At 65.3% G+C, this 23320-nt stretch carries 28 protein-coding genes and 1 pseudogene; 22 read left to right on the top strand and 7 right to left on the bottom strand.

From position 1 onward, the window contains the following. Nucleotides 1-8: 8 nt before the first annotated feature. Nucleotides 9-1058 carry a uroporphyrinogen decarboxylase gene (gene hemE, locus ABJ363_03715; protein MEP4378084.1) on the bottom strand — a complete coding sequence of 350 codons (1050 nt, stop codon included), beginning with the start codon at nucleotides 1056-1058 and terminating at the stop codon, nucleotides 9-11. 454 nt (nucleotides 1059-1512) lie between these two features. On the opposite strand from hemE, the gene ABJ363_03710 reads away from it, so the two are divergent. From ABJ363_03710 to dnaQ, 5 genes are read left to right on the top strand one after another with little or no spacing between them, the layout of a single operon-like run. Next, a complete protein-coding gene (locus ABJ363_03710; protein ID MEP4378083.1) occupies nucleotides 1513-2394 on the top strand; it encodes a pyruvate, water dikinase regulatory protein in 882 nt (293 codons plus the stop codon). Beyond that, nucleotides 2363-3046 carry a Maf family protein gene (locus ABJ363_03705; protein ID MEP4378082.1) on the top strand — a complete coding sequence of 228 codons (684 nt, stop codon included), beginning with the start codon at nucleotides 2363-2365 and terminating at the stop codon, nucleotides 3044-3046. Before ABJ363_03710 ends, ABJ363_03705 begins: the two co-directional genes overlap by 32 nt. Next, a complete protein-coding gene (locus tag ABJ363_03700; GenBank protein ID MEP4378081.1) occupies nucleotides 3043-3918 on the top strand; it encodes a shikimate dehydrogenase in 876 nt (291 codons plus the stop codon). Before ABJ363_03705 ends, ABJ363_03700 begins: the two co-directional genes overlap by 4 nt. Continuing rightward, entirely contained in the window at nucleotides 3915-4544 is a 630-nt protein-coding gene (gene coaE, locus ABJ363_03695; protein ID MEP4378080.1) for a dephospho-CoA kinase, read from the top strand. The genes ABJ363_03700 and coaE overlap by 4 nt, the downstream gene beginning before the upstream one ends. A 17-nt stretch (nucleotides 4545-4561) precedes the next feature. Then, nucleotides 4562-5254 carry a DNA polymerase III subunit epsilon gene (dnaQ, locus tag ABJ363_03690; protein ID MEP4378079.1) on the top strand — a complete coding sequence of 231 codons (693 nt, stop codon included), beginning with the start codon at nucleotides 4562-4564 and terminating at the stop codon, nucleotides 5252-5254. 136 nt (nucleotides 5255-5390) lie between these two features. Here dnaQ and secB read toward each other — a convergent pair. Together secB and ABJ363_03680 are read right to left on the bottom strand one after the other, a co-directional pair. Further along, nucleotides 5391-5873 (bottom strand): annotated as a pseudogene (gene secB / locus ABJ363_03685) (protein-export chaperone SecB). A gap of 95 nt (nucleotides 5874-5968) precedes the next feature. Beyond that, on the bottom strand, nucleotides 5969-6517 hold the full coding sequence (locus ABJ363_03680; protein ID MEP4378078.1) for an FxsA family protein: 549 nt from the start codon (nucleotides 6515-6517) through the stop codon (nucleotides 5969-5971). Between the two features lie 215 nt (nucleotides 6518-6732). On the opposite strand from ABJ363_03680, the gene ABJ363_03675 reads away from it, so the two are divergent. From ABJ363_03675 to ABJ363_03645, 7 genes are all read left to right on the top strand, one after another. Next, complete coding sequence (locus tag ABJ363_03675) at nucleotides 6733-7449, top strand: Tim44/TimA family putative adaptor protein (GenBank protein MEP4378077.1); 717 nt, start codon at nucleotides 6733-6735, stop codon at nucleotides 7447-7449. A gap of 56 nt (nucleotides 7450-7505) precedes the next feature. After that, on the top strand, nucleotides 7506-8687 hold the full coding sequence (locus ABJ363_03670; protein MEP4378076.1) for an MltA domain-containing protein: 1182 nt from the start codon (nucleotides 7506-7508) through the stop codon (nucleotides 8685-8687). 108 nt (nucleotides 8688-8795) lie between these two features. Then, nucleotides 8796-9584: a (Fe-S)-binding protein gene (locus tag ABJ363_03665; GenBank protein MEP4378075.1), complete on the top strand. Its 789-nt coding sequence runs from the start codon at nucleotides 8796-8798 to the stop codon at nucleotides 9582-9584. 5 nt (nucleotides 9585-9589) lie between these two features. Then, on the top strand, nucleotides 9590-11026 hold the full coding sequence (locus ABJ363_03660) for a LutB/LldF family L-lactate oxidation iron-sulfur protein (GenBank protein ID MEP4378074.1): 1437 nt from the start codon (nucleotides 9590-9592) through the stop codon (nucleotides 11024-11026). Continuing rightward, nucleotides 11026-11745, top strand: a complete 720-nt coding sequence (locus ABJ363_03655; GenBank protein MEP4378073.1) for a lactate utilization protein — start codon at nucleotides 11026-11028, stop codon at nucleotides 11743-11745. Before ABJ363_03660 ends, ABJ363_03655 begins: the two co-directional genes overlap by 1 nt. A 17-nt stretch (nucleotides 11746-11762) precedes the next feature. Continuing rightward, the gene (locus tag ABJ363_03650; GenBank protein ID MEP4378072.1) at nucleotides 11763-12341 is read left to right on the top strand and encodes a Smr/MutS family protein; all 579 of its coding nucleotides are present in this window, start codon (nucleotides 11763-11765) and stop codon (nucleotides 12339-12341) included. After that, nucleotides 12338-12697 (top strand): helix-turn-helix domain-containing protein, encoded by a 360-nt coding sequence (locus ABJ363_03645; GenBank protein ID MEP4378071.1) that lies wholly within the window; start codon nucleotides 12338-12340, stop codon nucleotides 12695-12697. The genes ABJ363_03650 and ABJ363_03645 overlap by 4 nt, the downstream gene beginning before the upstream one ends. A 200-nt stretch (nucleotides 12698-12897) precedes the next feature. Here ABJ363_03645 and ABJ363_03640 read toward each other — a convergent pair whose 3' ends face one another. The 4 genes from ABJ363_03640 to ABJ363_03625 all read right to left on the bottom strand — a co-directional run bounded on the left by ABJ363_03640 (nucleotide 12898) and on the right by ABJ363_03625 (nucleotide 16829). Beyond that, nucleotides 12898-13683 (bottom strand): cyclase family protein, encoded by a 786-nt coding sequence (locus tag ABJ363_03640; GenBank protein ID MEP4378070.1) that lies wholly within the window; start codon nucleotides 13681-13683, stop codon nucleotides 12898-12900. Between the two features lie 237 nt (nucleotides 13684-13920). Further along, nucleotides 13921-15231 carry an ATP-dependent protease ATPase subunit HslU gene (gene hslU / locus ABJ363_03635; GenBank protein MEP4378069.1) on the bottom strand — a complete coding sequence of 437 codons (1311 nt, stop codon included), beginning with the start codon at nucleotides 15229-15231 and terminating at the stop codon, nucleotides 13921-13923. Then, nucleotides 15228-15788: an ATP-dependent protease subunit HslV gene (gene hslV / locus ABJ363_03630; GenBank protein MEP4378068.1), complete on the bottom strand. Its 561-nt coding sequence runs from the start codon at nucleotides 15786-15788 to the stop codon at nucleotides 15228-15230. The genes hslU and hslV overlap by 4 nt, the downstream gene beginning before the upstream one ends. 165 nt (nucleotides 15789-15953) lie before the next feature. Continuing rightward, nucleotides 15954-16829 carry a cyclic nucleotide-binding domain-containing protein gene (locus tag ABJ363_03625; GenBank protein MEP4378067.1) on the bottom strand — a complete coding sequence of 292 codons (876 nt, stop codon included), beginning with the start codon at nucleotides 16827-16829 and terminating at the stop codon, nucleotides 15954-15956. Between the two features lie 168 nt (nucleotides 16830-16997). Between ABJ363_03625 and hisB the strand changes: the two genes are divergently transcribed. From hisB to ABJ363_03575, 10 genes are all read left to right on the top strand, one after another. Beyond that, nucleotides 16998-17633: an imidazoleglycerol-phosphate dehydratase HisB gene (gene hisB, locus ABJ363_03620; GenBank protein MEP4378066.1), complete on the top strand. Its 636-nt coding sequence runs from the start codon at nucleotides 16998-17000 to the stop codon at nucleotides 17631-17633. A gap of 21 nt (nucleotides 17634-17654) precedes the next feature. Continuing rightward, the gene (locus tag ABJ363_03615) at nucleotides 17655-18545 is read left to right on the top strand and encodes a hypothetical protein (protein MEP4378065.1); all 891 of its coding nucleotides are present in this window, start codon (nucleotides 17655-17657) and stop codon (nucleotides 18543-18545) included. A gap of 2 nt (nucleotides 18546-18547) precedes the next feature. Then, nucleotides 18548-18934, top strand: a complete 387-nt coding sequence (locus tag ABJ363_03610; GenBank protein MEP4378064.1) for a DUF2628 domain-containing protein — start codon at nucleotides 18548-18550, stop codon at nucleotides 18932-18934. Between the two features lie 4 nt (nucleotides 18935-18938). Further along, nucleotides 18939-19589 (top strand): imidazole glycerol phosphate synthase subunit HisH, encoded by a 651-nt coding sequence (hisH, locus tag ABJ363_03605; GenBank protein ID MEP4378063.1) that lies wholly within the window; start codon nucleotides 18939-18941, stop codon nucleotides 19587-19589. Then, on the top strand, nucleotides 19586-20101 hold the full coding sequence (locus tag ABJ363_03600; protein MEP4378062.1) for a GNAT family N-acetyltransferase: 516 nt from the start codon (nucleotides 19586-19588) through the stop codon (nucleotides 20099-20101). The genes hisH and ABJ363_03600 overlap by 4 nt, the downstream gene beginning before the upstream one ends. Nucleotides 20102-20125: 24 nt before the next feature. Continuing rightward, on the top strand, nucleotides 20126-20866 hold the full coding sequence (gene hisA, locus ABJ363_03595; GenBank protein ID MEP4378061.1) for a 1-(5-phosphoribosyl)-5-[(5-phosphoribosylamino)methylideneamino]imidazole-4-carboxamide isomerase: 741 nt from the start codon (nucleotides 20126-20128) through the stop codon (nucleotides 20864-20866). Next, complete coding sequence (gene hisF / locus ABJ363_03590) at nucleotides 20866-21666, top strand: imidazole glycerol phosphate synthase subunit HisF (GenBank protein MEP4378060.1); 801 nt, start codon at nucleotides 20866-20868, stop codon at nucleotides 21664-21666. Before hisA ends, hisF begins: the two co-directional genes overlap by 1 nt. Further along, nucleotides 21666-21998 carry a phosphoribosyl-ATP diphosphatase gene (locus ABJ363_03585; GenBank protein MEP4378059.1) on the top strand — a complete coding sequence of 111 codons (333 nt, stop codon included), beginning with the start codon at nucleotides 21666-21668 and terminating at the stop codon, nucleotides 21996-21998. Before hisF ends, ABJ363_03585 begins: the two co-directional genes overlap by 1 nt. A gap of 13 nt (nucleotides 21999-22011) precedes the next feature. Next, the gene (locus ABJ363_03580; GenBank protein MEP4378058.1) at nucleotides 22012-22392 is read left to right on the top strand and encodes a histidine triad nucleotide-binding protein; all 381 of its coding nucleotides are present in this window, start codon (nucleotides 22012-22014) and stop codon (nucleotides 22390-22392) included. A 62-nt stretch (nucleotides 22393-22454) separates the two neighbouring features. Beyond that, nucleotides 22455-23318, top strand: a complete 864-nt coding sequence (locus ABJ363_03575) for a TauD/TfdA family dioxygenase (GenBank protein MEP4378057.1) — start codon at nucleotides 22455-22457, stop codon at nucleotides 23316-23318. Nucleotides 23319-23320: the final 2 nt, after the last annotated feature.

The raw sequence follows: 23320 nt of genomic DNA, 5'->3' as shown, positions 1-23320 counted from the left end.
TCTCGCGCTCATGAATTCGGCGACCATTCGCGGACAATGTCGGCGAGCCGTTCGACATGGGAAAAGGGTGTGTCCTTGTGGATGCCGTGGGCCAGGTTGAAGACGAACGGGCCCGCGCCGAGGCTGTCGAGAATCTCCCGCGCCGCGCGCTCCATCTCGTCGCCGCCGACCATCAGATAAGCCGGGTCGAGATTTCCCTGCACGGGACAGATCGGTTGCACCCTGGCCGCCGCGTCGGCCGCGGTCATGGACGCATCGAGCCCGACGGCATCAACACCGGTACCGCGGACATACCCCTTGAGCCGATCGCCGATCCCGCGCGCAAAACCGATGATGGGGACATCGGGCTGGCGCGCCTTCACCCCGGCGACGATGCGCGCGGTCGGCGCGATCACCCAGTCATCAAAGTCACCCGCCGGCACCGCCCCGGCCCAGGTGTCGAAGAGCTGCAGCGCCTGCGCGCCCGCATCGACCTGGGCGACCAGATAATCAGTGGTCGATGCGACCAGGATATCCATCATGGCGGCGAAGTCCGCGCGTTCGCGCACCGCCCAGCTTTTGACCCCATTGAAGTCCCGGCTGGAGCCGCCCTCGACCATGTAGGTCGCGACCGTCCAGGGCGCGCCGGCAAACCCGATGAGCGCCACGTCGTCGGGTAATTCCGCGCGGACCCGGGAGACGGTTTCGAATACCGGCGCGAGATGATCAAGTGTTCGGCCGGGATCGAATTTCGCCAGATCCGCGCCGCTCGTTACCGGGGTGAGGACAGGGCCGGTGCCCTCAACAAAGCCGACCTCCTGGCCGATGGCGTCGGGGATGACGAGAATGTCGGAAAACAAAATCGCGGCATCGGGCCGGAAGCGTTCGATGGGCTGCAGGGTGACCCGGGCCGCACGTTCCGGGGTGTAGCAGAGATCCAGAAATCCGTCGGCCTGAGCCCGGATTTCCCGGTATTCCGGCAGATACCGGCCGGCCTGGCGCATGAACCAGAAGGGCGGCCGGGTGACGGGCTTGCCGGGATGTCGGCCGGACAGGGCATCGAGAAACAGGTTGGACACGGGTTTGAAAGCTGACGTTTGGGCTGAGCTGAATGCGCGCCGACTATGCCGATCCGGTTATCCTGGCGCATCCTAAAAATAAGTAATTGAACGTAGTGAAAAGTGAACTGTAGTTGTAGATGTGCGGTGAATCCGAGGGATAATTCGTTGCTCACAAATCCGTACAGTGTGGTCGTGGTTTGTGCATGGACGATGGGACACGCTGTTCGCAAATCTCCCAGTGCATTGTTCTGAAATATATTCGTGCCGGCGTTGCATGTGGATCACTTGCAGCGTGCAAAAGGATGAATGCCTGCGGGCGGGAATGCATACCGGCTGTTGGAAACTTTGTTCGCCGTGGGATGACAGGGGGCTTTGCGAACGGCATAAGGTTGAACAAATATTTTGCGCTGCGCCAAGGCGTGACTTATCCCCGTTGTCATTGCATTCGCTCCCAGCCCAGATGGTGCCGCCGATGGCCAAAACCGAAAAAACTGCTGCAACAGGTGATGTCTTTCACTTGCACCTGGTGTCCGACTCCACCGGCGAGACCATTCGGTCGGTCTCACGCGCTTGCCTGGCCCAGTTTTCCGATACGCCGTCGGTCGAGCATTTCTGGCCGATGGCGCGCACCCCCAAGGCGATGGACCTCGTGCTCGAGGAAATCCACGAGAATCCCGGCCCGGTGATCTTTACCCTCGTGGACGACGATCTTTGCGAACAGCTGATCCGCGGCTGCCGGCTGCGCAAGGTGCCGTGCATTTCCGTGCTCGATCCGGTGATCGACGCGGTCGGCAATTATCTGGGCCAGCAGCCGACCCACCGGGTCGGCGGCCAGCATGAGCTCGACGACGCCTATTTCGCCCGAATCGAGGCGATGGACTGGTCGCTCACCCATGACGACGGGCAGCGCACGGAAGAGCTCAACGGCTCGGACATCGTCCTGGTGGGGGTGTCGCGCACGTCAAAGACGCCGACCTGCCTGTACCTCGCCAACCGGGGAATCAAGGCCGCGAACGTGCCCTGGGTGCCTGGTGTGCCGCTGCCCGAGATTCTCGAACATCTGACTCACCCGCTTGTGATCGGGCTGACCAACGATCCCAAGCGCCTGGTCGAGCTGCGCCGGGCGCGGCTGTCGTCCCTGCACGAACATGAAGAGACCGACTATGTGGATCCGGAGGTGGTGCGCGCGGAAATCACCCAGGCGCGGCGCTATTTTGCCCGCAACAACTGGCCCGTCATCGATGTGACCCGGCGGTCGATCGAGGAGACGGCCGCAGCGATCGTCAATGTCTACAACCGGTGGCTGGAAGAAGCCGCGGAGAATGCCGAAAAAGACAATGACGGCGCCGGCTGATCGGATCGGTTCGGAAGCGGGCCCGGCGCCGGGCGCCGCGATGGCCCGGGATGGCGCGCGCATCGTGCTGGCGTCGGCCAGCGCGGTCCGGACCCGGCTCCTGACCGCGGCGGGCGTGCCTCACGACATCGTCCCGGCCGATATCGACGAGGCCGAGGTGCGCGACCGGCTCCTGGCGGAGGATGCGACCCATGGCTCGATCGCCGAGGTCCTCGCGGAACTCAAGGCGCTGCATGTGGCCACGGATGTCGCGCCGGACGCGATCGTACTCGGTGCCGACCAGGTGTTGTCGTGCGAGGGCGTGTTGTTCGAAAAGCCGGTCGGCCTCGAAGGCGTACGCGGGCATCTGAAGCAGCTCATGGGCAAGGACCACACGCTGCACGTCGCGGTATGTGCGGTGCGTGGCGGCGAGGTGATCTGGCATCATGGTTCCAGCGCGACGTTGCGTATGCGTACGCTCAGTGAGGGCTTTATCGAGCGTTATGTGGCGACCGCCGGCGCGGCCGCCTGCCGGTCGGTCGGCGCCTACGAGATGGAGGGCATGGGGCCGCACCTGTTTTCGACGATCGACGGCGATTTCTTCGATATTCTGGGCCTGCCGCTGTTGCCGGTGCTGGAATTCCTGCGCAACGAAGATGTGGTGATGACATGACAGAGGTTCTGAAGGCCGGCGTCATGGGCTGGCCGGTCGCACATTCCCTGTCGCCGATACTGCACGGCCATTGGCTCGCGCGGTACGGCATCGCCGGCAGCTACGACGCGATTCCGGTCGAACCGGATGCATTGCCCGCCGCTCTCGCGACACTGGCGGAAAGCGGGTTTGCGGGCGTGAACCTGACGGTCCCCCACAAGGAGGCCGCGCTCGGGATCGTGGATTCGATCGACAGCAATGCGCGCCGGATCGGCGCGATAAACACGATTATCGTGGACCGGGACGGCGCGCTCGCGGCAACCAACACAGACGCCTACGGTCTGATCGAGAATATCCGCGCCCGCGCGGGCGCGGCGCTGGCGGCACGGTTCGGGGGCCGGCCGGCGGTGATCCTCGGTGCCGGGGGTGCCGCGCGCGCCGCCGTGGTCGGCCTGGCGGATGCCGGTGTGCAGGAGATCCGCATCGTCAACCGGACCCTGTCCCGCGCGACGGCGCTCTCGGAACTGGTCGGCGATACGGGCGCGACCATCAGCGCCCACGAATGGAGCGAAGCGGTGCCCGCGCTGTCGGATGCGGGACTCCTGATCAACACCAGCACATTGGGGATGGCGGGTCAGCCGCCGCTCGAACTGGACCTGACCCGCCTGCCCGTCGATGCCGTGGTGAACGACATCGTCTACGCCCCGCTGGAAACCGGGCTGCTCAGTGCGGCGCGGGCGCGGGGCAATATCGTCGTTGATGGACTTGGCATGTTGCTGCATCAGGCGCGCGCGGGGTTCCACGCGTGGTTCGGCGTCGATCCCGAAGTCGATGCGGATTTGCGGACCGCGGTCCTGCAGGCGCGTGATGCGCACGGCGGGGCGCGAACATGATCGTGCTCGGACTCACCGGCTCGATCGGCATGGGAAAATCCACTGCCGCAGATATGCTGCGGGTGATGGGGGTGCCGGTCCATGATGCCGATGCGACGGTGCACGCGCTGTTTGCCCGGGACCGGGACATGCGCGCGGCAATCGCCGCGCGTTTCCCTTACGCGGTGGCTGATCCCGCCGGCGAAGGCGGGGTCGATCGCCAGGCGCTGGGGGCCGCCGTGTTCGGCAATGCGGCCGCGCGGCGCGATCTCGAGGCGATCATTCACCCCCGCGTACGGGCCGCCACGGAAGGCTTCCTGCGATTGCACAGACGCCAGCGCAGGCCCCTGGTCGTGCTGGATATCCCGCTATTGTACGAAACCGGCGGCGAAGACCGGGTCGACGGGGTGATCGTTGTCAGCGCGCCGGCCTGGCTGCAGCGCCGCCGTGTGATGGTGCGACCCGGCATGGACGGCGAACGTTTTGCCGGGATACTCGCCTCCCAGATGCCCGATCGCGAGAAACGGGCGCGCGCCGACTTTGTCGTAGAGACCGGCCTGGGCAAGGCCTATACTTTCCGCCGATTGAAACGGATCGTCATGGCGATCCGGACCGCCGCGCAGTCTGGCCCGCCCGGCACCAACTAAGCAGGACGGGGTCACACGTGCGCGAAATTATTCTCGATACCGAAACCACGGGTCTCGACCCGGCCAACGGCGATCGCATCGTGGAGATCGGCTGCGTCGAGGCGCAGCACCATATCCCGACCGGCGAGACCTACCATGTCTACGTCAATCCCGAACGCGACATGCCGGTCGAGGCATTCAACGTGCATGGGCTGAGCGAGGAGTTCCTGGCCGAAAAGCCGGTCTTCGCGGAAGTCGTCGGCGAATTCCTCGAATTCATCGGGGACGCGAAACTGGTCATCCACAATGCCGGTTTCGACATGAAGTTCCTCAACGCCGAGCTCAAGCGGCTCGGTTTCCCCATTCTTCCCATGGATCGCTCGATCGACACGGTGGCGCTGGCCCGGCGGACTTTCCCCGGCGCGCAGGCCAGCCTCGATGCGCTGTGCCGGCGTTTCGAGATCGACCTGTCCCGGCGCGAGAAGCATGGCGCGCTGCTCGATGCGGAGTTGCTGGCGGAGGTGTATCTGCAGCTGCGCGGCGGCCGTCAGCCCGATCTGGCGCTGGCCGGCGGCGAGAAGAAATCCGACGATGGTCCGGCGATCATCCAGCGCCAGGCCCGGCCCGCGCGCCCGCACGCGCCTTCGGCCGAGGAACTGGCCGCGCATGCGACGCTCGTCGAGAGCCTGAATGACCCGGTCTGGTCGGCCCCTGACGACCAGGGCCGATGATTAGGGATTCGTCGAAGGCGGACGTCTAGAGTTCGAACTCGAACTTCTGCTTGTCGCCGCCTGCATCCGGGTTGCCGGCATCGCCGTTACCCGGGGCACCCGTCGCGCCGGGTGCCGGGGCATTCCCTTCGCCGCCCTCGGCCTGCATCTGGGCGATCCGCTGCTGGTACATCGACATGAAGTCGATCGGCTGCACGAGCAGCGGCGGGAACCCGCCGTCGCGCACGGCATCGGCGATGATGGCGCGGGCGAAGGGGAAGAGCTGGCGCGGGGCTTCGATGTAAAGCATCGGCGGGACATATTCGTCCGGCACCTCGCCCAGGGTGAAGATGCCCGCATAGACGATCTCGACGATGAACAACGCGTCTTCGCCGGACGTGCCTTCCGCGCGCAGGGTCAGGGAGACCTCGAACGACTTGTCGGCGATCTGGTCCGCATTGACGTCGATGGCGATCTGCACATTCGGTTCGCCGGTCTGCTGGCTCAGGGACTGGGGCGCATTCGGGTTCTCGAAGGAGAGATCCTTCACATACTGAGCGTTGACAATCATCATCGGTGCGCCGGTGGCGTCCGTGCCGTCCGGATTCGGCTGGGGCTGTCCTGCGTTCTCGTCACTCATGGCAATTCCATATCGTTTTCATGGTCGCGCAAACGCGCTTGAAAAGTTCGCGCATTGGCTAACACGGACATGCGCTGCACGACAACCGCGCGCGCCTATTCCTTGCCGATGCGCGGTGCCGGATCGGACGGGCCCGGATCGTTGCCGGTTGCGTCCTCGTCCCTGCGTACGCCGAACTCCTCGCCGTCCAGCACGGGTCCGCCACCGCCCGGGCCGTCCCCCCGGGTGTTGCCATGTCCACCAGCCTGGCCACCGCCGGCGCCATACACGGAAAAATGAACATTGCGGGAGCGCGCAAGCGCCGCCCAGACCCCGCGCCCGAAGATGGCGCGCAACGGGGGAATCAGCAGTGCGAAGCCGAGCGCGTCGGTCAGAAATCCCGGCGTCAGCAGAAGCAGCCCGCCGATCAGCAGACACACACCGTCGAACAGCTCACGCACCGGCAATTGCTGCTGGTCGAGTTCCGCCTGGGCGCGGGCCAGGGTCGCCATGCCTTGCTGGCGCAGGAGTGCCGTACCGATGAATGCGGTGAGGACGACCAGGCCGATCGTCGACCAGACACCGATCGCGCCGCCGACCTGGATAAACAGATAGATCTCGATCAACGGGATGCCGATGAACAGGGCGAGAATCAGGATCGGCATTCTTGTTCTTTCATCATGTTACCCCTATCTAGGAGTTACCAGACAGCGCACCGCCGGGCGACCGGCCTTGCAACCGCCGCTGGTATCGGGCGAAGCAAGAACGTAATGTTGGTACGGTTGAGACGGCGAGCAACCCGCTTCCGGTCGCATTTGCAAAGATTTGCGATCTTCAGGGGGCGGTCCTTCAGTGAAACCGACGGCAGAACGGACGGCGCGTGGCATTCTTAGACATAATTCTTCTGGCAATGGTGGCGGCCTTCCTGGTGTTTCGCCTGCGCAGCGTTTTGGGCAAGCGGACCGGGAACGAACGCCCGCCCCATGACCCCTATGCCGGCCGCGACGATCAGGCCCCCGGTCGCGTCGACCCGCAGGACGCAAACGACGATTCGACCGTCGTCAGCCTGCCGGATCGCAGCACCCAAGCCGATGCACAAGCCGATGCACAAAATGATGCGTCAAGCGACATTCCCGACGGGACTCCGGCTGCGGACGGGCTGAAGGCTATTCAGGCCGCGGACTCGAATTTCTCCGTGAACGAATTTGTCGAGGGCGCGCGTATGGCGTTCGAGATGATCGTGACATCGTTTGCCGCGGGCGATCGAGAGACCCTGCGGCCGCTGCTCAGCGACGAGGTCTACGAGAATTTCGCCGGCGCGATCGTTGAACGGGAAACCCGCAGCGAGACGATGGAGATGACCCTTGTCGGCATCCGCGAAGCCGAGGTGCTCGAGGCGAGCATGGACGGACGCGTGGCTTTCGTGACCGCGAAGATCGTCTCCGAACAGATCGAAGTGGTGCGCGACGCGGCGGGAGAGCCGGTATCGGGCGATCCCACAAAGGTCTCGACGGTGACCGATATCTGGACTTTTGCGCGCAACACGCGGTCGCGTAATCCGAACTGGACGCTCGTCGCCACCGAAGCGCCGAACTGAGCCGGACGCCGGTGCTTGCCGCGCGATATGTCCCCGGAACAGCCATCACGCGCTCTGTGCTGCTCGCCGGCATGATCGCGCTCACGGCCTGTGATTCCGAAAAAGAGCCAGCCGCAGAGACCGGAACGACCTACACGCCTGTCGCCTTCGGCGAACTTCCCGGCTGGAGTGCGGACGATCTTGCCGAGGCACTGCCGGCCTGGCGGCAATCCTGCGCGCACCTGTCGGCCCGGCCCGACGACAGGCCGGTTGGCCCGTCACTGAACGAGGCGACCGGAAAAGTGGTGGGTACCGTCGCGGATTGGCGGGTGGTCTGTGCCGGGGTTCTGGCGCTCCCCGGGGGCGACACCGACGCCTTGCGAAACTTCATCGAGGCCAACCTGGTGCCGCTGCGGGTGCGGGCCGCTGCGGACGACCCGGGTCTTTTCACCGGCTACTTCGAGCCGATCATCGAGGTCTCGCGTGAACGCTCGGCGGATTATCACGAGCCGATCTACGCGCTGCCGCGCGATCATGTGTCGGTGCGTCTGGAGGCGTTCGATCCCGAACTGAAGGGGCGGAGCATCGTCGGCCGGGTCGAGGCCGGTCGGCTGGTCCCTTATCGTCAGCGCGGCGAGATCGAGGCCGGGGCCATCAGTGACAGCGCCGATATCCTGTTCTGGGCGCGCGATATCCTCGATGTGTTTATCCTCCAGGTCCAGGGCTCCGGAATCGCCGCCCTGCCCGACGGGTCACGCACACGGATCGGCTTCGCCGGACATAACGGTCACAATTACGGCTCGGTCGGGCGCTGGCTGATCGAGAATGGCGAGCTCGACGCGGGTCGCGCGGGCTGGGAAGACATCCGCGCCTGGCTCGAGGCGAACCCCGAGATCATGCGCGACACGCTGGCGGTGAACCGGCGGTACATTTTCTTCCGCGAGATTGATGGTGACGGACCGACAGGTGCGGCCGGGGTGACGTTGACCGCCGAACGGTCCATGGCCGTCGACCCGAAGCATGTTCCGCTGAACGTACCGGTCTGGCTGGACGCGGAGCATCCGGATGCCGGGGCCGACGACGACCGCCGTTTGCAACGGCTGATGCTGGCGCAAGACACAGGCAACGCTATCCGGGGGGCGGTACGCGGCGATTTCTACTGGGGCACAGGCCGCGCGGCGCTGGACAAGGCCGGCCGCATGAAGAGCCGGGGCAGCTATTATATTCTTGTTCCCCGCGCGCTCATGCCGCAAAGCTGACGGCAGGCCGGCCGCATGATCTGCCGGTGGCTGCGCTGCGGGCCCGGGCTGTCTTTGAAGACGGCCCGAATGTGCTAAACAGAATGGAAAAGTTGGGGGAAGAGAGTGATGAGCGACGGCCCGCGCGTGGCACTATTCGTAACCTGCCTGGTGGATTTGTTCCGCCCGAGCGTCGGCTTTGCGGCGGTGAAGCTGATGCAGGATGCCGGCTGTACCGTCGAGGTGCCCGAGGCGCAGACCTGTTGCGGCCAGCCCGCCTATAATTCCGGCGACCGCAAGGACACGATCGCGATCGCCCGCCAGGTGATCGCGGCCTTCGAGGGCTATGATTATGTGGTCGCGCCGTCGGGGTCCTGTGCCGGCATGATCGCCAAACATTACGCCGAGCTGCTGGCCGATGATCCGGAATGGGCGCCGCGTGCCACGGCACTCGGCGCGCGCACCCATGAGCTGATCTCGTTCCTCACGGATGTGCTGGAAATCAAATCGGTCGAGGCGGCTTTTGCGGGCACGGTTACCTATCACGACAGCTGCTCGGGCCTGCGTGAGCTCGGCATCCATGGTCAGCCGCGCGCGCTGCTCGCCGGCGTCGAGGGGCTGCATCTGCGCGAACTCGAAGACGCGAATGTGTGCTGCGGTTTCGGCGGCACTTTCTGTGTGAAGTATCCGGATATTTCCAACAACATGGTCTCCAACAAGATGGAGAAGATTGTCGCCACGGGTGCCGAGACACTTCTGGCCGGTGACATGGGGTGCCTGATGAACATGGCGGGCAAGCTGCAGCGCGACGGTGCGAATGTACGTGTACGCCATGTCGCGGAAGTGCTGGCCGGGATGGGGGACGAACCCTCTATCGGCGAACCGCCAGCCGTCTCTCCCTCTGGTGGAAAGGACTGAGTGCGATGTCGACGAACCCCACCGCTCATTCCACCAGTCGCAATTTCAAGAACAACGCCCGCGATCAGCTCGCCAACGCGGATCTGCAGGCCGCCCTGAACAAGGCGCGGGGTCACTTCGTCGACGGCCGTGCGACGGCGCGGGACAACCTCCCCGAGTTCGACGATCTGCGCGACCAGGCCCGGGACATCAAGAACCATACGCTCGAACATCTCGATTTCTATCTCGAGGCCTATGAGGAAAAGGTCGTCGAGAGTGGCGGCCATGTTCACTGGGCCCGCACGGCGGCGGACGCCCAGCGGATCGTCCTCGACATCTGCCGATCGGTCGACGCCAGGACGGTCAACAAGGGCAAGTCGATGATCGGCGAGGAGATCGAGATCAACGAGGCGCTCGAGGCGCACGGCATCCGGCCGGTCGAGACCGATCTCGGCGAGTACATCATCCAGCTGCGCGGCGAGCGTCCGAGCCACATCATCGCGCCGGCGGTGCACCTGACCAAGGCGCAGGTCGAGGCGAGCTTCCGCGAGAACCACACCGAGCTCGACCCTGACCGGGTGCTGGAAGAACCACCGATGCTTCTGAACGAGGCGCGAACCATCCTGCGCAAGAAGTATTTCGAGGCCGAGGTCGGCATCACCGGGGCCAATCTCCTGATTGCCGAGACCGGGTCCTCGATCATCGTCACCAACGAGGGCAATGGCGATCTGTCCCAGCTGATTCCCAAGGTGCACATCGTGCTGGCGAGCCTGGAAAAGATTGTCCCGACCCTGGAAGACGCGGCCACCATCCTGCGGGTGCTGGCGCGGTCGGCCACGGGCCAGGAATTCTCCAGCTACACGACCTTGTCGACCGGGCCGAAACGCGAAGAGGACCCGGACGGTCCCGAGCAGTATCACGTGATCCTGCTCGACAACGGCCGCACCGACATGCTCGGCACCGAGTTCGAGGAGATGCTGCGCTGTATTCGCTGCGGTGCCTGCATGAACCACTGCCCGGTCTATCAGTCGGTCGGCGGGCATGCCTATGGGTGGGTGTATCCGGGGCCGATGGGCTCGGTCCTGTCGCCGGGGCTCCTCGGGGTCGATGAGGCCGGGCACCTGCCGAACGCCTCGTCCTTCTGCGGGCGCTGCGAAGAAGTTTGTCCGATGCGCATCCCGTTGCCGAAGATGATGCGCCACTGGCGCGAGCGGGAGTTCGAGAGCCATCTCTCGCCGGGCTCCGCGCGGGTCGGCCTTGGCGTCTGGGCATTCTTCGCCCGCCGGCCGAAGCTCTATCAATTGGCAACAGGCCTGCAGATGCGGATGCTCGCCTGGATGGGCCGCAAACGCGGACGCCTGTCGTCGCTGCCGCTGGCCGGGGGCTGGACAAAGTATCGCGAGCTGCCCGCGCCCCAGGGCCGGACCTTCCAGTCGCGCTGGCGATCCGGGGAGCGTGTGTGATGAGCGCCAGCGGCGGGCCCGACAACGGAAAAAACCAGATCCTGGCATCCCTTCGCCGGGCGAAGGGGCGGGACGGGCCGGTCGACGCCGCGACGGCCGAAACCCTGCGGGCCAGGATCGCCGGGCACGGGCGCAACATCGTGCCCGCGCGCACCGACACGGATCAGTCCGGCCTCGTCGATCTGTTCGAGACCATGGCAACCAAGGTGTTCGCGACCACCGCGCGGGTGTCGAACATGGCCGAGGTGCCCGGCGCGGTGTCGGACTATCTGCGCGGCGAGAACCTGCCCTCGGAGGTGGTGATGGCGCCGGACACGGATCTGGACGCCGCGCCCTGGGCCGACAATTCGCTGCTCGACATCCGGCGTGGTGTACCCGGTGAGCCCGACCAGGTGAGCATCACCTCGGCACCATCCGCCGTGGCCGAGACCGGGACCCTGGCGATGTATTCCGGCCCGGCGCATCCCTCGACCCTGAACTTCGTTCCCGAGACCCATGTGGTGGTGCTGCCGGCCAGCCGGGTCGTCAAATCCTACGAGGATGTGTTCGACGCGGTCCGCGACCTGGCTGCCGACCCCGATTCCGGTCGGGGCGGCCTGCCGCCGCGCACGGTGAACTTCATCACCGGGCCGTCGCGCTCGGGGGATATCGAGCAGACGCTCCTGCTGGGCGCCCATGGTCCCCGGCGGCTGCACATTGTCATCGTCGAGGACGACTGAGCGGGCCCGTGTCGGCGATGGAGACATCCGGCGACAGGGATGATGACGACAAGGATTTGTTTCGCCGCGCGCTCGCCGACGCCGAGCCCCTGAAGCGCCGGCGCTCGCAGCCTGTAAAACCCGCGCCGAAACCGAAGACGCCTCCGGCGAAAAAAACCGTGAAGAAAAAGGCAGCGTCCGTCACGGCCCCCCGTCCGGTGCCCGTCGCCCCGCCCAGGCCGCCTCGGGATATTTCCGCCGGCGACACGGCGGGCATGGACCGCCGCACGGCAGAACGGTTCCGCCGGGGCAAGCTGCCCATCGAGGCGCGCCTCGACCTGCACGGTCATTATCAGGATGCGGCCCATGATGCGCTGGCCGGGTTCATCACGGAATGTGCGGCGCGGGGCCGCCGCTGTGTGCTGGTGATCACCGGGCGCGGGTCGCGCGAGGGCTCGGGCGTCTTGCGCGAGCGCCTGCCCCAATGGCTGAACCAGCCGCCGTGTCGCGCGCATGTTCTGGCGTTTACGCCCGCGCGCCCACAGCACGGACGCGACGGGGCGTTTTATGTGCTGCTGCGCCGGAAAAGAGGCGACCGCCGGGGAGGTGGGGCATGACGCCGTTCGGCAGCAAGGTGCGGGCCTTGCGTGGAGACAGGGGCATCACCCTGAAGACGATGGCGTCGGATCTGGAGATTTCCGAGGCCTATCTCTCCTCGCTGGAACACGGCCATCGGGGCCGCCCGTCCGAGGCGCTGGTGGTACAGGTCTGCGAGTATTTCAACCTGATCTGGGACGATTATGAGGAAATGCACCGCCTCGCCGCACTGTCCCATCCCAAGATCACGGTCGACACGTCGGGGCTCAGCGAGACCCATACGGAGTTGGCCAACACGCTCGCCGAAAAAATCCGCGACCTGTCGGACCAGGACGCCGCGGCGATCCTGGCCCGGCTGCGGGGCGATTTGTATTAGGGATATTTTTGTCGTCATGCCCGCGCAGGCGGGCATCCATAATCACAGGCGCGTGCCTGATTGTGCATCGGCGTTTATGGACCCCCGCCTTCGCGGGGGTGACGATTGTTGATTGAGTGACCGTGTCCTGTCCCGAAAAGCAGCAGGGGCGGGTTTCAAACCCGCTCCTACGAACTTTTCAAATCTGTAATGTCGAACGCCTAGTCGAACATCATCGCGACGCAGCGGATCCAGCCGCCGGACGCGCCCTTGATCTTGTATGGCATGCAGCTGACCATGAAGCCGTGATCGGGCAGGGTCTCGAGGTTGAGCAGCTTCTCCATGTGACAATAGGGCTGCTCGATGCCCGCCCAGTGGCCCTGCCAGACGGCGAGCGCGTCCTTGTCGCGCGCATAGCTTTCCTGCTGCAGCGAGAAGGGTGCGTCCCATCCCCAGGCGTCGATGCCGGTCACGCGCACGCCGTGATCCTGGGTCAGGAACAATGTCGCCTCCTTGCCCATGCCGATGCCGCTGGAGAGGTATTTTTCGGTGCCGTAATGCTCTGATGCCTTGGTGTTCACGAGGACGATGTCGAGCGGCTGGAGCGCATAGTCGATGCGCTTGAGCTCGGCCTCGATGTCGGACACCTGGACGACATAGCCGTCGGGCATGTCGCGGAAATCGAACTTCACGGCCGGGCGGTAGAACCAGTCGAGCGGCAGCTCGTCGATGGTCTTCATCGGGTTCCCGTCCTTGTCGTGGGAATGATAGTGCCACGGCGCGTCGATATGGGTGCCGTTATGGGTGGTGAGCGTGACGATCTCCCAGGCCCAGCCCTCGCCGTCGGGCAGATCGACCGCCTTCATGCCGGGGAAGAAGCCGGCCATCGCCTCGGCGTTCTCCGCCTGGCTCACATACTGGATTTGCGGGCGCATGATCTCGGGATCGACGACGGTCTCATTGTCGAGTGCCATCGAGAGATCGACGATCTTGGTGGGTATCTGCATGGTGGTGTCTCCCCCTGAAGAGCGTGTTGTTGGTTGGCGCCAGTCTACGACGCGGTGCGCAGGTGGGGAAGCGGGAGCATGAGATGCCCGGATCAAGTCCGGGCATGGTGTTTCTTTTGGTCGTCATGCCCGCGCAGGCGGGCATCCATAGTCACGGGAGGTAGCCCGGGCCTGCACTGGTGTTTATGGACCCCCGCCTTCGCGGGGGTGACGAATATGGGTGCGGGCTGCTGGCGCCTACAGAATGAACTTCGACAGATCGGCGTTCTTGGTGAGTTCTTCCAGCCGGTCCCTGACCATCGCCTCGTCGATCTCGATCTCCTCGCCGTCCCGGTCGGGGGCGGAGAAGCTGATCTCGTCGAGCAGGCGCTCGAGCACCGTGTGCAGGCGGCGCGCACCGATATTCTCGACCGACTGATTGATCTGGGCCGACATCTCCGCGAGCGTGTCGATCGCGCCTTCGGTGAAGTTGAGGGTGACGCCTTCGGTGCCCATCAGCGCCACATATTGCCGGATCAGGCTGTTCTCCGGCTCGCGCAGGATGCGGCCGAAGTCTTCCTGGGTGAGCGCCCGCAACTCGACCCGGATCGGGAGCCGGCCCTGGAGCTCGGGCAGCAGGTCCGACGGCTTGGCCAGGTGGAAAGCACCCGAGGCGATGAACAGGATGTGGTCGGTCTTCACCGCACCATGTTTGGTGACGACGGTCGTGCCCTCGATCAGCGGCAGCAGGTCGCGCTGTACGCCCTCGCGGCTGACATCCGCACCCTGGCGGTCCGAGCGGGCCGTGATCTTGTCGATCTCATCCAGGAAGACGATACCGTCATCCTCGACCGATTTGAGCGCCTCGCGGACCAGTTTTTCGTCGTCGAGAAGCTTGTCGGCCTCGTCGGCGATCAGCACTTCGTAGCTCTCCGCGACGGTCATACGCCGGGGTTTGGTCTGCTGGCCGAAAGCCTTGCCCAGCATATCGTTGAGGTTGATCATTCCCATCTGACCGCCGGGCATACCGGGTATGTCCATGGTCGGCATGCCGCCGGCGCCGGAATCCGCCACCTGGACCTCAATCTCCTTGTCGTCGAGTTCGCCGGCGCGGAGTTTCTCGCGGAACGAGGCGCGGGTGGACTCGCCCGCATTCTCGCCGACAAGCGCATCAAGAACACGCGCCTCGGCGTTGAACTCGGCCTGGGCCACGACCTCCTTGCGGCGCGTCTCGCGGGTCATCAGGATCGATTGTTCGACCAGGTCGCGGATGATCGATTCCACGTCGCGGCCGACATAGCCGACTTCCGTGAACTTGGTCGCCTCGATCTTGATGAAGGGCGCGTTGGCGAGCCGCGCCAGGCGGCGGGAAATCTCGGTCTTGCCGACACCGGTGGGGCCGATCATCAGGATGTTCTTGGGCAGCACCTCCTCGCGCATATCGCCGGTCAGCTGCTGGCGTCGCCAGCGGTTGCGTAGTGCGATGGCGACGGCGCGCTTGGCGTCGTTCTGGCCGATGATAAAGCGGTCGAGCTCGGAGACGATCTCGCGCGGGGAAAAATTGCTCATAGGCTTTCGATCGTCACATTGGTGTTGGTGTAGACGCAGATGTCCGCCGCGATGGCCATTGCCTGCTCGGCAACCTCGCGCGGGGTGAGCTCATCGCGGGTGACAAGCGCGCGGGCCGCGGCCAGCGCATAGTTGCCGCCCGAGCCGATGGCGATGATGCCGTCGTCGGGCTCCAGCACGTCGCCGGTGCCGGTCAGCACGAGCGACGTGTCCTTGCTGGCGACCGCCATCATGGCTTCCAGGCGGCGCAGATACCGGTCGGTGCGCCAGTCCTTGGCGAGCTCCACGCAGGCCCGGGTGAGCTGGCCGGGATGCTGCTCGAGCTTGGATTCGAGGCGTTCGAACAGGGTCATCGCGTCGGCGGTCGCGCCCGCGAAGCCGGCGATCACGCTGCCGTCGCCCAGCGGGCGGACCTTGCGCGCGGTGGCCTTGATCACGGTCTGGCCCAGGGTGACCTGCCCGTCGCCTGCGATCACCACGTCGTTGCCCTTGCGCACAGACAGGATCGTGGTGCCGTGCCAGGACGGGATGCGATCGTCGGCTTGGAAATTGTTCATGGTCGCGTTCCAGATTGATTCATTGGGCCGTCAGGGCGGCCCCCGAGTCCTGCCGCATCCGGGCGGTGGGCGCAATGGCCGAGACCCCTCCATGTGGGGCGGTCGCCCTTTTGGATCAAGGCGACCCTGCCCCGCCGGGGCGATCTGACGGCGGAAAAGCCGCGCTCAGGGCCGGATATCGATGATGAACTGGAACGGCGTGTTGTAGCCGCCGGCCTCGATCTCGTTCTCGCCAATGTGAAGGGGCACGGCGTTGCGCGGCTCATCGAGGCCGATCCGCTCGCCGTTGACGAGAGTGCCGAGCTGGCTGCCGGCATCGCGGATCATCAGGCCGGGCCGCCCGAGTTCGATCATGAAATGGAGCCGCGAGAGATTGTAGGGCCGCGCGTCGGAAAACTGCAGGACGATATCGGTGCGCGGGATCTGCTCGCCGCGCTTCGGCTTGCGCCCGACACCGAAAGGCGTCTCCTTGATCTTGACGCCGCGCCGGGGCATGCCGCTGCGTGTCGCGTCGCTGGCGGGTTTGAGCCAGATCGCGGACCAGCTGCCCAGCGCGGCGACCTCGCCCGGATGGGCGGCGGGCCGGCGTGTGCGTTTCCCGGTGATCGGGACGACGTTTGAATCGTCGGCGGATTCATCCCTCGAATCAGGGCTGGTATCGGCCTCGGCGAAGATATCGACGCGCGTGTCCGCACCCGATTCCGCGGCCGGCACCAGGTCCAGGCCCGCCAGCAGCTGCGTGGCCGCGCGGCGGACCAGCTCGGGATTTCGCGCCAGTTGCGCCGCCACGGTGCCCCGGTCGACCATTGCCGCCTCGACAGGCCCGGCGGCAATGGCGCTCAGATCCTGGCGCCCGCCGAACAAAAGGCTCGCCGCGCCGATGACATCGCCCTGGCGCGCGTCGCCCAGCAGGGTGCCGGCGGCATTGCGCAGCTCGACCCGCCCGGTCACGATCACGAAGCCCGTGTCCGGGTTCTCGCCGGCACGGAGCAGGAAATCCTGATCTGTAAAGACGCGGGTGCGTCCGGGCAAAGTGTTCATCGTCAAGCGAGGCGTGATGGGGCCGAATTGACGTATGATGCCGAAATCCGCCCGGTAGGCCAATCCGAATTACACGCAGTCGTATGCGTCGCGGGATGGCGCCGGGCGGCCGCGCCTGCTATCTAGGCGCCGAATCCGGCCCCGGGCCGGTTTGCAGGAGTGAAAACCATGAGTGTTCAGGAACTCGCCGAGCGCGGCGAAGGACGTGTAGCCAACGTCGTGCGCACGACGAAGGAAACCGACATCTCCGTCGCGGTCAATCTCGACGGCACCGGCGCCTATGACGTGGAAACGGGCATCGGATTTCTCGACCACATGCTCGAACAGCTCTCGCGCCACAGCCTGATCGACCTGACGGTGCGCGCGAAGGGCGACCTGCACATCGATTTCCACCACACGACCGAGGATTCCGGCTATGCCGTCGGCGAGGCGATCAGCCTGGCGCTGGGCGACCGCCGGGGCATCCGCCGCTACGGCGATGCGCTGGTGCCGATGGACGAGACCCTGACCCGGGTCGCGCTCGATGCGTCGAACCGCCCCTTCCTGGTGTGGAAGGTCCCGTTCACGCGCCCGAAGCTGGGCGATATGGACACCGAGCTGTTCCAGGAATGGTACCGGGCCTTCGCCCAGTCGGCCGGGCTGACCCTGCATGTCGAGACGCTGTATGGCGAGAACAACCATCACATGGTGGAGTCCTGCTACAAGGGTCTCGCCCGCGCCCTGCGCATCGCCGTGGAGATCGATCCGCGCCGCGCCGACGATGTGCCGTCGACCAAGGGTGTGCTGGGCGGCTCGATCGACTAGATCGGCCATGTGGCGGCAGACATGAGCGACAGCGGAAACGAGAACGGGCGCGGCGATGGGCGCCCGGAAAAGCGCGACGAATCCACACCGGGCGCCCTGCCCACGGCGGTGAGCGCGGCGGCCTATGGCCCGCTCGTGCGCTTCCGCAAGTGGATGGTCGACCGCATGGTCGCCAAACGTGCGCGGCGCGCCGAGGCGGTGCTGCGGGCCAACGGGCCCCTCTGGGACCTGATGACCCGGGCCGCCGCAGGCACGGCGGTGACCGGCGCGTCGTTTTCGGACTACCTCACCCTGTATGAGCAGGTGCGGGCGTTCCGGCCGCGCGAAATTCTCGAATGCGGGACCGGTATCTCGACCGTCGTGCTGGCCTATGCGCTGATGGAGAATGCGCGCGAGGACGGCGGAAATCCTGGCCGCGTGACCTCCATGGAAGACGACAAGGCCTGGTTCGACATCGCCGGCGCGCGCCTTCCCGACGAGGTCCGGGAGGTGGTGGACCTGATCCACAGCCCCAAGCGCGACGGCTTCTACAAATGTTTCCGGGGCGTACAGTATGAAACCCTGCCCGACCGGGCTTTTGACTTCGTCTTCTCCGACGGGCCCGACCGCCACTCGCCGGTGAACGGCGACAAGCTGTTCAATCTCGACCTGATTCATGTGGTCGCCCGGTCGGACCTGCCGGTGCGCGCGGTGGTCGACAATCACTATCTGACCTTCTACATCCTGCAGAAGGTGTTCGGCATCGCGCATGCGCGCTACAGCGTCAGCCACAAGCTGATGTTCGTCGGCCCGGTGACCCGGCATGATGTGCGCTTCCTGCGGAAGGAATCCTTCCTGCCGGATCTGCGGCTGTTCGCCACCACGGAACTGAAGCTGCGCATGGCGCGCGAAGATTCGAAGTCGGAAAACTAGAGATGGGCACGAAAATCTTCACGGTGCACACGAACAGCTGGTCGGCCGCACCCGACGGCGACGCGATCCTGATCAAGGAAGGTTTCTGCTGGCCGGCCTTTCTTTTCGGGCCGTTCTGGGCCCTGTGGCACGGCATGTGGCGCACGGCGATCGGGCTGGCGCTACTGTCCGGTGCCGTCAGCGGGATCGGCCTGGTCGTGGGTCTCGCCGAGGCGGGCGACCTTACCGTCTCGCTGGGGCTGCAGGCGGCGATCGGCCTGTGGGCGAATGACTGGCGCCGCCATGTGCTGGCGCGGCGCTCCATGCTGGAGCGCGGGACCGTCGCCGCCCGGCGGCTGCGCGATGCCGAGCGACGATATCTGCGACGCCACATGGCGGGAGTGGCCTAGGCCGATGGAGACCGTTGCCATCATCGACTACGGCTCGGGCAATCTGCGCTCGGCGGCCAAGGCGTTCGAGCGCGCGGCCGCCGAGGCCGGCCTGGCCCGGGAGATCGTCGTCACGGAGAATGCCGACATCGTGGCCGGGGCCGACCGTGTGGTGCTGCCCGGCGTCGGCGCGTTTCGCGATTGCCGCGACGGGTTGGCAGCGCGCGATGGCCTGCTCGACGCGATTCATGCGGCGGTGCGTACGCGCGCGCAGCCGTTTCTGGGGATCTGTGTCGGCATGCAGCTGATGGCCACGCGTGGCCTCGAACATGGCGAGGCACCGGGCTTCGGCTGGATCCCCGGCGAGGTGGTGCCGATCGCGCCGTCGGACGCCGCCCTCAAGATCCCCCACATGGGCTGGAACGAACTCGCCATCGCCGCGCCCGACCATCCGTTGTTTTCGGCATTCGGCGGCGGGAGTCCGCACGCCTATTTCGTGCACAGTTATCAACTGGCGGCGGAGAATGCGGGCGATTTGCTCGCCACGGTTGATTATGGCGGCACGATCACGGCGGCGGTCGGGCGTGACAACATGGTCGGGACGCAATTTCATCCGGAGAAGAGCCAGCAAACGGGTCTGGCGCTGATCGATGCATTCCTGAGGTGGACCCCATGACGGACACCGCGGTCGAACGACTCTCGGAGTTGCGGGGCAACGATCTGGCGGATCTGTGTGACGCGGCGGAGGCCGCGATCATGGGCGGCGGCGGCTTTGGCTGGCTGACGCCGCCGCGGCGCGACGTGATGGAGGCCTATTGGCGCGGCAACCTTCTGGTACCGGGGCGCACGGTTTTTGTCGGCCGGCTCGACGGGGTGATCGCCGGGGCCGCACAGCTCAACCGGCCGCGCGCGAGCAGCGAATCCCAGTCCTTCGCCGTTAATGTATCGACCTTCTTCGTCGCGCCCTGGGCGCGCGGTCACGGCCTGGCGCCGGGCATTCTCGTCGCCTGCGAGGAGCTGGCCCGGCGCGAGGCCTATACGGTCCTCAATCTGGATGTCCGCGCGACCCAGGACCGCGCGATCCAGGTCTTCGAGGAAAGCGGCTATGTGCGCTGGGGCACCCACCCCAAATATGTGCGGGTCGCGGGCGAGTATATTGAAGGCTATTTCTACACCAAGAATCTCTGACCGGGATCCTCGAACGGGCTGACCATGATTTTGTTTCCTGCGATCGATTTGAAAGACGGGTCCTGCGTGCGGCTGCTGCGTGGCGACATGGACGCGGCCACGGTGTTCAACGACAGCCCGTCCGACCAGGCGCGCGCCTTCGTCGACGCCGGCGCGGACTGGCTGCATATTGTCGACCTTAACGGCGCCTTCGACGGCCAGTCGGTCAATGGTGATGCCGTGCGCGGCATCCTCGATGTCACCCGCGCGGCCGGCGTCCGGGTGCAGCTGGGCGGCGGTATCCGTACGCCAGAACATGTCGCCGTCTGGCTGGCCGACGGTGTGGACCGGGTGATCCTCGGCACCGCGGCGGTCAAGGACCCGACGCTGGTGATCGATTCCTGCCGTGATCATCCGGGCCGGGTCGCGGTGGGCATCGACGCGCGCGGCGGCCGGGTCGCGGTCGAGGGCTGGGCCGAGACCTCGGACCTGGAAGCGGACGAACTCGCGCGCCGGTTCGAAGATGCGGGCGTGGCGGCGCTGATCTATACGGACATCGACCGCGACGGGGCGATGCAGGGCCCGAATGTGGACGCAACGGTGGCGCTTGCGCGGGCCGTCTCGATCCCGGTCATCGCCTCGGGCGGGGTGTCGTCGCTCGCCGATATCGAGGCTTTCCTGCCCCATGCGGGCGACGGAATCGCCGGGGTCATTTCGGGCCGCGCAATCTATGACGGGCGGATCGACCTGACCGCTGCGCTGGCCCGCTTGCGGGAGGCCGCGTGATGCTCAAGGTGCGTGTCATTCCCTGTCTCGACGTAAAGGACGGACGTGTCGTGAAGGGCGTCAACTTCGTCGGCTTGCGCGACGCGGGTGACCCGGTCGAGCAGGCGCAGATCTATGATCGCGCCGGGGCCGACGAATTGTGTTTCCTCGATATCACCGCGAGCCATGAGGACCGCGCCATCATCTTCGACGTGGTCGCACGGACGGCCGAGGCCTGCTTCATGCCGCTGACGGTCGGCGGCGGCGTGCGCACGGTCGAGGATATCCGCAAGCTTCTGCTCGCCGGGGCCGACAAGGTCTCGATCAATACCGCCGCGGTGAATGACCCCGATTTCGTGCGCGCGGCGGCGGAGAAGTTCGGCACGCAATGCATCGTCGTGGCAATCGATGCCAAGGCGGTGGAATCGGAAGGCGTGGCCGGTAACTGGGAGGTCTTCACCCATGGCGGCCGAAATCCGACGGGTCTCGATGCGGTCGAATGGGCGCAGAAGATGGAGGCCTATGGCGCGGGCGAGATATTGCTCACATCCATGGACCGGGACGGCACCAAGGCGGGCTTCGATGTCGCATTGACCCGCGCGATTGCCGATGCGATTTCCATTCCGGTCATTGCCTCGGGAGGGGTCGGCACGCTGGACCATCTTGTGGAAGGCGCGCGTGACGGTCATGCTTCGGCGGTGCTGGCGGCATCGATATTCCATTTCGGCGAGCACTCCCTTGGCGAGGCGAAGGCGCATATGGCGGCGGCAGGTGTGCCGGTCCGGCCGGTGCTGGCTGAAGACGGGAAGGAAGGCATCTGATGGCCGAAAAACCGAATGCGGAAATCGTCGACGCGCTCTTTGCGGTGATCGAATCGAGGCGCGGCGGCGACCCGGACTCGTCCTATACCGCGCAACTCCTTGCGCGCGGCACGGGCAAGATCTCGGAAAAGGTCGGGGAAGAAGCGGTCGAGACCGTTGTTGCGGCGTTGAGCGAGGGGCCGGAAGCGCTGGCGGCCGAGAGCGCCGACCTGATCTATCATCTCTGTGTGCTCTGGGCCGACGCCGGCATCCGGCCCGAGGATGTCTGGGCAAAGCTGGCCGAACGCCAGGGCATGTCCGGGCTGGACGAGAAAGCCAACCGGCAGAGCTGAGGCGTTCCCCGATATGAGCGATGACATGACCTATGACGACCAGAACATCTTCGCGAAAATCCTGCGCGGGGAAATTCCCTGCGACAAGGTCTTTGAAGATGAACACGCGCTGGCCTTCCATGACATCAACCCTCAGGCCGCCGTGCATGTGCTGGTCATCCCGAGGGGCGCCTATGTGTCGAACGAGGATTTCACGGCGCGCGCGTCGGATGGCGAGATCGCCGGGTTCATGCGCGCCGTCGGGCAGGTCGCGCGCGAACTCGGACTGGCAGACCCCGGATACCGAATCCTGGCCAACCACGGCACGGACTCCGGCCAGGAAGTCCCCCACTTTCATGTCCATATTTTCGGTGGCCAGAATCTGGGCCGGATGATCAAACCGCCCGAAGCATAGGCGGGCCTTGCTCCGCCTGCCTCGTTTGTACAAGATAATTGTGGGGAATACGGAGATACGCCATGAGCTATGAAAGTTTTGATCTGCACGAGATGTCGCCGGCGTGCGGTGGCATCATCGAGGGCATCGACCTTTCCAAAGACCTGACCAACCGGCAGTTCGACGAGATTCATGAGGCTCTGCTCGACCGCACGGTGATCGTGTTCCGCGATCAGGACATCACGCCGGACCAACAGGTCACCTTCGCGCGCCGCTTCGGCGAGCCGCAGCCCTCCGCCGTGTCCGGGTTCGAGAAGAGCAAGGACAATCCGGAAATCGACATCCTCGAATATGACGTGGACAACCCGCCCCATGTGACCCGCGACCTGTGGCATACGGATTTTGTCGGCACCGCGCGGCCGACCATGGGCACGGTGCTCTATGCCAAGGACATCCCGCCGCGCGGCGGTGACACGGTCTGGGTCAACATGGTGGCCGCTTATGACGCCCTGTCGGACCGCATGCGGGCCCACGTGGACGGACTGTGGGCGTATCACGATTCCTATCAGCCCTACTCCGAGTTCGTCCGCCCCGAGATGTATGAGGGCGACAAGGGGACCGATTACATCCGCAACAAGCGCGCCGAAAATGTGCCCGCACTCCATCCGGTCGTGCGGACCCATCCCGTGACGGGCAAGAAGGGGCTGTTCGTGAACGAGTCCATGACCAGCTTCATCAAGGACATGGACCGCCGCGAGAGCGACTTCCTGTTGCGCTACCTGTTCGATTATCTGCGCACGCCGGAGTTCAACTATCGGCACAAATGGCGGACCAACGATCTGGCGGTCTGGGACAACCGGTTATCGCTGCACTACGCCCTGTTCGACTACACCGAACACCGGCTGATGCATCGCATCGTCATCCAGGGCGACGTGCCCCACGAATAGGC

The sequence above is a fragment of the Alphaproteobacteria bacterium genome, assembly GCA_039980135.1.
Lineage (GTDB): Bacteria > Pseudomonadota > Alphaproteobacteria > UBA6615 > UBA6615 > UBA8079.
This window is presented reverse-complemented; position numbering and strand designations above follow the sequence as displayed.